Source organism: uncultured Paracoccus sp. (assembly GCF_937873615.1).
Classification (GTDB): domain Bacteria; phylum Pseudomonadota; class Alphaproteobacteria; order Rhodobacterales; family Rhodobacteraceae; genus Paracoccus.
This window is the reverse complement of the sequence record NZ_CALMYP010000035.1, coordinates 70,465-79,408: the sequence shown is the minus strand read 5'-3', so window position 1 is coordinate 79,408 and position 8,944 is coordinate 70,465. Positions and strand designations below refer to the sequence as shown.

The window sequence follows — 8,944 nt, the reverse complement described above, 5'->3', positions numbered from 1 at the left end:
AAACTACTTCACCGCCACCGGATATGCATCAAGTTAAAATCGAAATGCTCTAGGCCGCATCCGTGATGACCGGACAAGCCGCCGCTCGATCGACGCCATGCCTTCCGCCGACTGCCCGTCTATTCGTCATCATCCTCAAAGAGTCCCACCTTGGCCGGTGGGTCGAGATCGCGATAGAGAAGCTGCGCCTCGGGGGCCGAACCGCGCTTTTCCGACAGGGCCAGAACCTCGATGCGCCGCCGGGTGCTGCCCTGACGCAGCTCGATCACCGTGCCGGGACGGATGGCGCGGGCGGGTTTGACGGGTTGCCCGTCGATGCGGACCTTGCGGCCCTCGATCATCTGCTGGGACAGGGCGCGGGTCTTGAAGAAACGCGCGGCCCAGAGGAACTTGTCGAGGCGGACGCTCTCCAACCCCGGCTCAGCCCGGCTGGGCAAGGGCGCCGGCAATGCCGCCAAGGTCATAGCCGGCATCGGCCGCCATGCGCAGGATGTCCTGCGGGCTGCGCTTGCCCGACTGGCTGAGCGCCCAGAGCGTCGCCGAGCGCGTGCCCGAGCGGCAATAGGCCAGAACCGGGCCGGGCATATCGGCCAAAGCGGCACCGAATTCGCCGACCAGTTGCGGGGTCAACTGACCTGGGCTGAGCGGCAGAAAGCGGAATTCCAGACCCGCAGCCGCCGTGGCCTCGGCGATGGTTTGCTGGCCGGTCTGATCCGGCGCTTCACCATCGGGTCGGTTGCAGATCACGCTGCGAAACCCGAGTTCTGCCAGCGAAGCCAGATCCCCGGCCTCGATCTGCGGCGCAACCGAGATGCTGTCGTCGATCTTCCTGATATCCATCCGTCTCTCCCGCCGCTTCGGCGCGTTATCCATCGAACAGCATTTGACCCAAGCCGGGCGCGGGCGCAACTCACCTTTGTGCGACAGGGATTGTCAGCGCACCGCCTTGACGCCTTCGAGGATCAGGCTCGTGGCGATATCGGCGTAATCCTCTCGCGTGATCGGGCCGCCATCCTTGAACCACATATAGACCCAGTTCATCATCCCGAACAGTGACATTGTCACCGGCATCAGCAGCGGCCGGCCCTGATGCAGGTCGGGGTTGATGCGGTCGATGACGACCGAGAAACGGCGCACGATGCGGCGCTCGATCTCGGAGAGGGTCTGTTGCTGATCTTCGGTCAGGGCGCGCTTGGCATTCAGCTGCACGACATGTTCGTTATCCGCCCCGCGATAAACGTCCAGAACCGCGCCGATCAGCCTGCGCAGCCGCTCGCGGTCGGCAAGCGAGGCGTCGTCGGCGGCGGCCACGGCATCGTCGACCTCGCTCAGATGGGTCTCGATGATGGCGAAGATCAGTGCATCCTTGCCTGGGTAGTAATGATAGAGCAGCGCCTTCGACACGCCCGCCCGCTCGGCGATCTGCGACATGGAGGCCTTGTCCATGCCCTGTTCGGCAATCACGGCGGCGGCATTGCGCAGCAGGTCCTGCTGCTTTTCGGCGAAATCACTGGCACGGGTGCGGGCCATCTGCCCTCCTCATTAACGGCGCAAGGGGCGCCGCCGGCTGCTTTAGCGCCCCCGGCCCGGAATGTCACCGGGCGAGGGCGCGATAAATCACCGCTCTTTCGGGCGGTTGTCGACGACGCGCCTGGCCTTGCCTTCCGAACGGGCGACGCCGGCGGGATCGTGGACGACCACTTTCGAGGACACGCCGACCACCGACTTGATGTGATGGGCCAGTTCCTTCGCCGCCTTGTCGCGGGCCGAAGCGTCGGCATGGTCGGGCAGGATCTCGCAATGCACGGTCATGTTGTCCATGCGATTGGCCCCGGTGTTCAGCTCGATCTGGAAATGCGGGGCGAGGCCAGCGACCTTCAGCAACTGCTCCTCGATCTGGGTCGGGAAGACGTTGACGCCGCGCAGGATGATCATGTCGTCGCTGCGCCCGGTGATCTTCTCCATCCGCCGCATCGAACGCGCCGTGCCGGGCAGAAGCCGGGTCAGGTCGCGGGTGCGATAACGCACCATCGGCAGGCCTTCCTTGGTCAGCGTGGTGAAGACCAGCTCGCCCATCTCGCCATCGGGCAGGACCTCGCCGGTTTCGGGGTCGATGATCTCGGGGTAGAAATGGTCTTCCCAGATATGCAGCCCGTCCTTCGTTTCCACGCATTCATTGGCGACGCCGGGGCCCATGACTTCGGAAAGGCCGTAGATATCGACGGCATGCATGTCGAAGACCTGCTCGATTTCCTGACGCATCTTGTTGGTCCAGGGCTCGGCCCCGAAGATGCCGACCTTCAGCGAGCTTTCGCGCGGGTCCATGCCGCGGCGGCGGAATTCGTCCAGGATCGACAGCATGTAGGACGGCGTCACCATGATGATGCGGGGCTTGAAATCCTCGATCAGCGTCACCTGGCGTTCGGTCATTCCGCCCGAGATCGGCACCACCGTGCAGCCCAGCCTTTCGGCCCCGTAATGGGCGCCGAGGCCGCCGGTGAACAGCCCATAGCCGTAAGCCACATGGCAGACATCGCCCGGCCGCCCGCCCGAGGCCCTGATCGAGCGCGCGATCAGGTTGGCCCAGTTGTCGATATCGCCCCGAGTATAGCCCACCACGGTCGGCTTACCCGTGGTCCCAGACGAGGCGTGGATGCGCACCAGCTGTTCGCGAGGAACGGCGAACATGCCGAAGGGATAGTTGTCGCGCAGGTCCTGCTTGTAGGTGAAGGGAAATTTCGACAGGTCGGCCAGCGTGTGCAGATCCTCGGGATGGACACCGTGATCGTCGAAACGCTGGCGGTAGAAGGGCGAATTCTCATAGGCGTGTTTCAGCGACCGCTTCATGCGGTGGAACTGCAATGCAGCGATTTCGTCGCGCGAGGCGATCTCGATCGGGTCGAGCGATTTGCGATCGGGCGTCAGGTCTTCCATGATCCAGCCTCCTCCGTGGCATGTTCGGGCTTATTCGGGCACATAGCTGCCCTTGACGGCGCGCGAGAGGCCGCGGAAATGCGCGACCGGACGCCCGTCCTGATTGGTGATGTTCACGTCATAGACGCCGCTGCGCCCGCTGCGCGAAGCCTCGCGGGCGGTGGCGGTCAGCCGGTCGCCCAGCCGGGCCGGGGCGACATAGTTGATGCTGGCCTGCTGGCCCACGGTCACCGCGTTATAGGTGTTGCAGGCAAAGGCAAAGGCGCTGTCGGCGAGCGTGAAGATATAGCCGCCATGGCCGTTTTCGTGACCATTGGTCATCGCCTCGGTGATCGCCATCGACAGCGTCGCCTCGCCCGGCGCGATATGTTCGATCTTCATGCCGAGGCGCTGGCTGGCGCGGTCCTCGGCCCACATGGCGGCGGCAGAGGCCTCGGCCAGTTCCTGCGGGGTCATCTCAGATGCGCGCTTCATGTGCCGGAAAACTCCGCCGGGCGCTTTTCGAGGAAGGCGGTGACGCCCTCGGCGTAATCCGCCGTCCGTCCGGCCTGTCGCTGCGCGTCGCGTTCCGCATCCAGATGCGCGTCCAGATCGTGATCGGCGGCCTGCTGGATCAGATGCTTGGTCAGGCCAAGGCCGACGGTCGGGCCGGCGGCCAGTTTCAGCGCGATCTCCATCGCCGCATCCTGCAGCGCCTCGTCATCGACGGCCTTCCAGATCATCCCCCAGCCTTCTGCCTGTTCGGCGGAAAGCGGTTCCGCCAGCAGCGCCAGCGCCTTGGCGCGGGGTTCGCCCAGAATGCGCGGCAAGGACCAGGACCCGCCGGCATCCGGGATCAGCCCGATCTTCGAGAAGGCCTGAATGAAACGGGCCGAGCGCGCCGCCAGCACGATGTCGCAGGCAAGGGCAATATTTGCCCCTGCCCCGGCCGCAACCCCGTTCACGGCGCAGATCACCGGCTTTTCCAGCCCCCGGATCATGCGCAGATTCGGGTTGTAATAGGTGTCGAGCGTCGCCCCCAGATCCGGGGCCGGCCCGCCCTTCCTGGGATCGCGGTCGCCCAGATCCTGCCCGGCGCAGAAGCCCCGGCCCGACCCGGTCAGCAGCACCGCTCGGACGCCGGCATCCTCATGCGCGCGCTTCAGCCCGGCGCGCAGCGCCAGATGCATCTCGGGCGTGAAACTGTTCAGCTTGTCGGGCCGGTTCAGGGTCAGCCGCAGCACGCCCCCATCCAACGCCTCAAGGACGGTCGCCTCTTCGCTCATGCCGATTCCTCCTGCCCGTCCTGTTCCTCTCGGGTCGAAAAAAGATGTTGCATAAACCGACCGGTCAGTCAATTATATTCATGAGGAAGGGAGGGGGCGCCGTCCGAATCTGTGCCAATGCAGGCGGATCGGTCCGTCACGCAACAGTGTGACCGCCTTTTGCCGAATCGCAAATACAATAATGCGCCCGCGCCCCAAGCTCGGCGCTGTTCAGCAACTGGGAGGATCGCTGAATGACCATTCGCAGCCTGATGACCACCGCCGCCGCCTGCGCCATGCTGGCCACCCCGGCGCTTGCCGATATCAATATCGGCGCCTCGCTGGCCGAAACCGGCCCCGCCGCTTTCCTGGGCGACCCGGAAGCCAAGACCCTGCGGATGGAGGTCGAGAAGATCAACGCCGCCGGCGGCATCAATGGCGAGAAGATCAACCTGATCATCTATGACGATGGCGGCGACGCCAACAAGGCCAAGACCTTCGCCACCCGGCTGGTCGAGGATGACGAGGTCGTGGCCGTGATCGGCGGCACCACCACCGGCCCGACCATGGCCATGATCCCGGTCTTCGAGGATGCCGAGATCCCCTTCATCAGCCTGGCCGGCGCGGTCGAGATCGTCGAGCCGGTGAACCCCTGGGTGTTCAAGACCCCGCATACCGACCGCATGGCCTGCGAGAAGATCTTCGCCGACATGAAGGCGCGCGGTTTCACCAAGATCGGGATGATTTCCGGCTCGGACGGGTTCGGCAAGTCGATGCAGGGACAGTGCAAGGGCGTGGCCGAGGCCTCGGGCGTGGAAATCGTCGCCGATGAGGTCTATGGCCCGCAGGATGCCGACATGACCCCGCAACTGACCAACATCAAGGGTTCGGGCGCCGAGGCGATCCTGAACTCGGGCATGGGTCAGGGCCCGGCGGTGGTGACCCGCAACCATACCCAGCTGGCCATCGAGGCACCGCTTTACGAATCCCACGGCGTCGCCTCGAAGCAATATATCGAACTGTCCGGCGCGGAAGCCGCCGAAGGCGTCCGCCTGCCCGCCGCCGCGCTGCTGGTTGCCGATCAGCTTGCCGACGACAATCCGCAGAAGCCGGTCGTTCAGGGCTATCGCGATGCCTATGAGGCCGAAACCGGCGAGGATGTCTCGACCTTCGGCGGTCATGCCTATGACGCGCTCTATATCCTGAAAGCCGCGATCGAGAAGGCCGGCAGCACCGATCCCGCCGCCATCCGCGACGCCATCGAGCAGACGCAGGGCTTCGTCGGCACCGCAGGCGAGGTGAATTACTCACCCGAGGATCACCTCGGCCTGACGCTCGACGCTTTCGAGATGCTGGAGATCAAGAACGGCGAGTGGACCATCGTCCAGTAACGAACCGATCCGGGCGCGGGAAAGCCCTTTCCGCGCCCCCTTCGCAGGCGAGGAGCCCACGAGAAACCCATGTCGGAACTGCTGCAATTCCTGTTTTCCGGGCTGACGGTGGGTGCGGTCTATGCGCTTGTCGCGCTTGGCTTCACCATCATCTACAACGCCTCGGACGTGGTGAATTTCGCGCAAGGTGAATTCGTCATGCTGGGCGGGATGCTGACCGTCTTCACCTATGCCGCTGGCCTGCCGCTGCCCCTGGCCGCGCTGATCGCGGTGCTGGTCACGGCGGGCGTCGGCGTGGCGCTGAACAAGCTGGCCATTGAGCCTGCGCGCGGTGCACCGGTCGTGTCGCTCATCATCATCACCATCGGCGCCTCGATCTTTCTGCGTGGCGGGGCGCAGGTGCTCTTCGGCAAGCAGATCCACCGCTTTCCGTCCTTCTCGGGCGACACCCCCTTCCGCATCGGCGGCGCGACGATCCTGCCGCAATCGCTCTGGGTCTTTGCCGGCGGCATCGCCATCTTCATCGGGCTTTACCTTTTCTTCACCAGGACCCTGACCGGCAAGGCGGTGCTGGCGACATCGAACAACCGGCTGGCGGCGCAACTTGTCGGCATCAACACCAACTGGGTGATGACGCTCTCCTTCGCGCTGTCCGCCGGGATCGGGGCGCTCGCGGGGGTGCTGATCACGCCGATCACCAACACTTCCTATGATGTCGGCATCGCGCTGGCGCTGAAGGGCTTTGCCGCCGCCATGCTGGGCGGGATGGGCAATCCCAAGGGCGCATTGGCGGGCGGGCTTCTGCTGGGCGTGATCGAGGCGATGACCGCCGGATACCTGTCCTCGCAATACAAGGACGCGGCCGCCTTCATCGTCATCCTGCTGGTTCTCTTCATCATGCCGCAGGGTCTTTTCGGCGCCAAGCAGACGGAGCGCGTGTGATGCGGCCAAGCCATAAATCCGCCACGCTACTGGTGCTGATCCCGCTGATCCTGCTGGCGCCGGTCTTCTTTCCGTCAAGCTTCTATTACCGCGTCGGCGCGCTGATCTTCATCAACGGGCTGGCGGTCACGGGCATGGTGATCCTGATCGGCTATGCCGGCCAGATCAGCCTCGGCCACGCAGGCTTTGCCGGGATCGGCGCCTATTCCTGCGCGCTGATGCCGGTGCATTGGGGCATTCCGCCGGTGCTGGCGGCGGTCTTCGGCGCAGTCATTTCCGCCCTGCTGGCCTGGTTGGTCGGGCGTCCGATCCTGCGGCTCAAGGGCTATTACCTGGCGGTGGCGACGCTCGGCTTCGGGATCCTCGTCTATATGGTGCTGACCAACGAGACCTGGCTGACCGGCGGGCCGGACGGGATGAATGTCGCCGATTCCGGGCTGCGCGATCTGGCGAAATCGCTGGGCATCAACATGAAGAACTCGGAATTCTGGTACTGGCTTTGCGCCATCGTGATGGTTGCGGGCGTCTGGCTGGCGATGAACCTGCAGGACAGCCCGACCGGCCGCGCCCTGCGCGCCGTCCACGGCTCCGAGGTCGCCGCCCGCACGGTCGGCGTCGATGTGGCAAGATACAAGTTGCAGGCCTTCGTGATCTCGGCGGTCTATGCCTCGGTCGCGGGTTCGATGGTGGCGCTGCAGAACGAATTCGTGACCCCGGATGTCTCGGGCTACATGCATTCCATCGAATGGGTGACGATGACGGTGCTGGGCGGCGCGGGCTCGGTCCTTGGCGCGATCTTCGGGGCCGCGATCCTGACCCTGCTGCCGCAGGTGCTGACCGCCTTCGCCGAATACGAACAGCTTCTGCTGGGCCTGATCATGATGCTGGTGATGATCTTCATGCCCGACGGGCTTCTGCCCTCGATCATGCGGCGCATCCGGGGGAAAGACGAATGAGCGCGCTTCTGTCGGTCGAGGGTCTGGGCATCTCCTTCGGGGGGTTGCGCGCGGTCCATGATGTCAGCTTCGCGGTGAAGCCGGGAGAGATCCTGTCGGTGATCGGCCCGAACGGTGCCGGCAAGACCACGCTCTTCAACATGATCTCGGGCGTCTATCGGCCCGGTGCCGGGCGGGTGATGCTGAACGGCGAGGATGTGACCGCCATGCGCCCCGACCTGCTGGCCCGGCGCGGCATGTCGCGGACCTTCCAGAACCTTCAGATCTTCCAGAACATGACCGTGCTGGAAAACGCCATCGCCGGTTTTCACCTGACCGAATCCGGCAGCCTTATGGCCGATCTTCTGCGCCTGCCCGCCTCTCGCGCCCGCGCCCGGACAGCGCGCGAGGGCGCCATGCGCCTGCTGGAACGCGTCGGCCTCGAACGCGCCGCCGAGACCGATGCCGGCAACCTCTCCTATGGCCGGCTCAAGCGGCTGGAAATCGCCCGGGCGCTGGCACTGGATCCGAAGGTGCTGCTGCTGGATGAACCCGCCGCCGGCTGCAATGCCGTCGAGACCGAGGAGATCGACCATATGATCGCCGAGGTCGCGGCTTCGGGCGTGGCCATCCTGCTGGTGGAACATGACATGAAGATGGTGATGCGGATTTCCAGCCATATCGTCGTGCTGGATCATGGCGAAAAGATCGCCGAGGGCGATCCGGCCACGGTCAGCAGGGACCCGAAGGTGATCGCCGCCTATCTGGGTGCCGAGGCCGGGGAGGAAACCGATGCTTGAGATCCGCGAGTTGCGTTCCCGCTATGGCCGCATCGAGGTGCTGCACGGGATCGGGCTGAACGTACAATCGGGCGAGATCGTCACCGTGGTCGGTGCGAACGGCGCCGGCAAGACCACGCTTCTGCGCTGCATTTCCGGCACGCAGCCGGTCTCGGGCGGCGAGATCACCTTCCGGGGCGAGACCATCACCGCCGTCCCCGCCTTCCGCCGCATCCGGCGCGGCATCACCCAGTCGCCCGAGGGCCGGCAGATCTTCACCAATCTGACGGTCGAGGAAAACCTGCGCCTCGGTGCCTTCCTGTTCACGGACGACCGGGTCGGCAAGGACATGGAAGACGCCTTCCAGATGTTCCCGATCCTGCGCGAGAAGCGCAACCTGGCCGCCGGCGGCCTCTCGGGCGGGCAGCAGCAGATGCTGGCCATCGCCCGCGCGCTGATGGGCCGGCCAAGCTGCCTTTTGCTGGACGAGCCCTCGATGGGCCTCGCGCCGATCCTGGTGCAGCAGATCTTCGATGTGGTGTCCGGGCTGAAGGCGCTGAACGTGACCGTTCTGCTGGTCGAACAGAATGCCTTCGGGGCGCTGAAGATCGCCGACCGGGGCTATGTCATGGAAACCGGACAGATCACGCTGGACGGCCCGGCCGAGGCGCTGATCGCCGATCCACGCATCCGTGAGTCCTATCTGGGGATCTGAGCGG

Annotated in this window: 11 protein-coding genes; 5 read left to right on the top strand and 6 right to left on the bottom strand. The window is 64.9% G+C overall.

Annotation, left to right across the window (positions count from 1 at the left end):
- Positions 1 to 119: 119 nt before the first annotated feature.
- From Q0330_RS09965 to paaG, 6 genes are all read right to left on the bottom strand, one after another.
- Positions 120 to 413, bottom strand: a complete 294-nt coding sequence (locus tag Q0330_RS09965) for an RNA-binding S4 domain-containing protein (protein ID WP_299478112.1) — start codon at positions 411 to 413, stop codon at positions 120 to 122.
- Between the two features lie 7 nt (positions 414 to 420).
- Positions 421 to 840 (bottom strand): TIGR01244 family sulfur transferase, encoded by a 420-nt coding sequence (locus Q0330_RS09960; protein WP_299478109.1) that lies wholly within the window; start codon positions 838 to 840, stop codon positions 421 to 423.
- Between the two features lie 93 nt (positions 841 to 933).
- Entirely contained in the window at positions 934 to 1,530 is a 597-nt protein-coding gene (locus tag Q0330_RS09955; RefSeq protein WP_299478106.1) for a TetR/AcrR family transcriptional regulator, read from the bottom strand.
- 87 nt (positions 1,531 to 1,617) lie between these two features.
- Entirely contained in the window at positions 1,618 to 2,934 is a 1,317-nt protein-coding gene (gene paaK / locus Q0330_RS09950; RefSeq protein WP_299478103.1) for a phenylacetate--CoA ligase PaaK, read from the bottom strand.
- A gap of 30 nt (positions 2,935 to 2,964) precedes the next feature.
- Positions 2,965 to 3,390, bottom strand: a complete 426-nt coding sequence (gene paaI / locus Q0330_RS09945) for a hydroxyphenylacetyl-CoA thioesterase PaaI (protein WP_299478124.1) — start codon at positions 3,388 to 3,390, stop codon at positions 2,965 to 2,967.
- A 14-nt stretch (positions 3,391 to 3,404) separates the two neighbouring features.
- The gene (gene paaG, locus Q0330_RS09940) at positions 3,405 to 4,199 is read right to left on the bottom strand and encodes a 2-(1,2-epoxy-1,2-dihydrophenyl)acetyl-CoA isomerase PaaG (RefSeq protein WP_299478100.1); all 795 of its coding nucleotides are present in this window, start codon (positions 4,197 to 4,199) and stop codon (positions 3,405 to 3,407) included.
- A 233-nt stretch (positions 4,200 to 4,432) separates the two neighbouring features.
- Between paaG and Q0330_RS09935 the strand changes: the two genes are divergently transcribed.
- The 5 genes from Q0330_RS09935 to Q0330_RS09915 all read left to right on the top strand — a co-directional run bounded on the left by Q0330_RS09935 (position 4,433) and on the right by Q0330_RS09915 (position 8,940).
- Positions 4,433 to 5,569, top strand: coding sequence for an ABC transporter substrate-binding protein (locus Q0330_RS09935; protein WP_299478097.1), 1,137 nt, complete (start codon positions 4,433 to 4,435; stop codon positions 5,567 to 5,569).
- A gap of 69 nt (positions 5,570 to 5,638) precedes the next feature.
- Positions 5,639 to 6,511 carry a branched-chain amino acid ABC transporter permease gene (locus Q0330_RS09930; RefSeq protein ID WP_299478094.1) on the top strand — a complete coding sequence of 291 codons (873 nt, stop codon included), beginning with the start codon at positions 5,639 to 5,641 and terminating at the stop codon, positions 6,509 to 6,511.
- Positions 6,511 to 7,467, top strand: a complete 957-nt coding sequence (locus Q0330_RS09925) for a branched-chain amino acid ABC transporter permease (protein ID WP_299478091.1) — start codon at positions 6,511 to 6,513, stop codon at positions 7,465 to 7,467. The genes Q0330_RS09930 and Q0330_RS09925 overlap by 1 nt, the downstream gene beginning before the upstream one ends.
- Entirely contained in the window at positions 7,464 to 8,246 is a 783-nt protein-coding gene (locus tag Q0330_RS09920) for an ABC transporter ATP-binding protein (RefSeq protein WP_299478087.1), read from the top strand. Before Q0330_RS09925 ends, Q0330_RS09920 begins: the two co-directional genes overlap by 4 nt.
- Entirely contained in the window at positions 8,239 to 8,940 is a 702-nt protein-coding gene (locus Q0330_RS09915; protein ID WP_299478084.1) for an ABC transporter ATP-binding protein, read from the top strand. The genes Q0330_RS09920 and Q0330_RS09915 overlap by 8 nt, the downstream gene beginning before the upstream one ends.
- Positions 8,941 to 8,944: the final 4 nt, after the last annotated feature.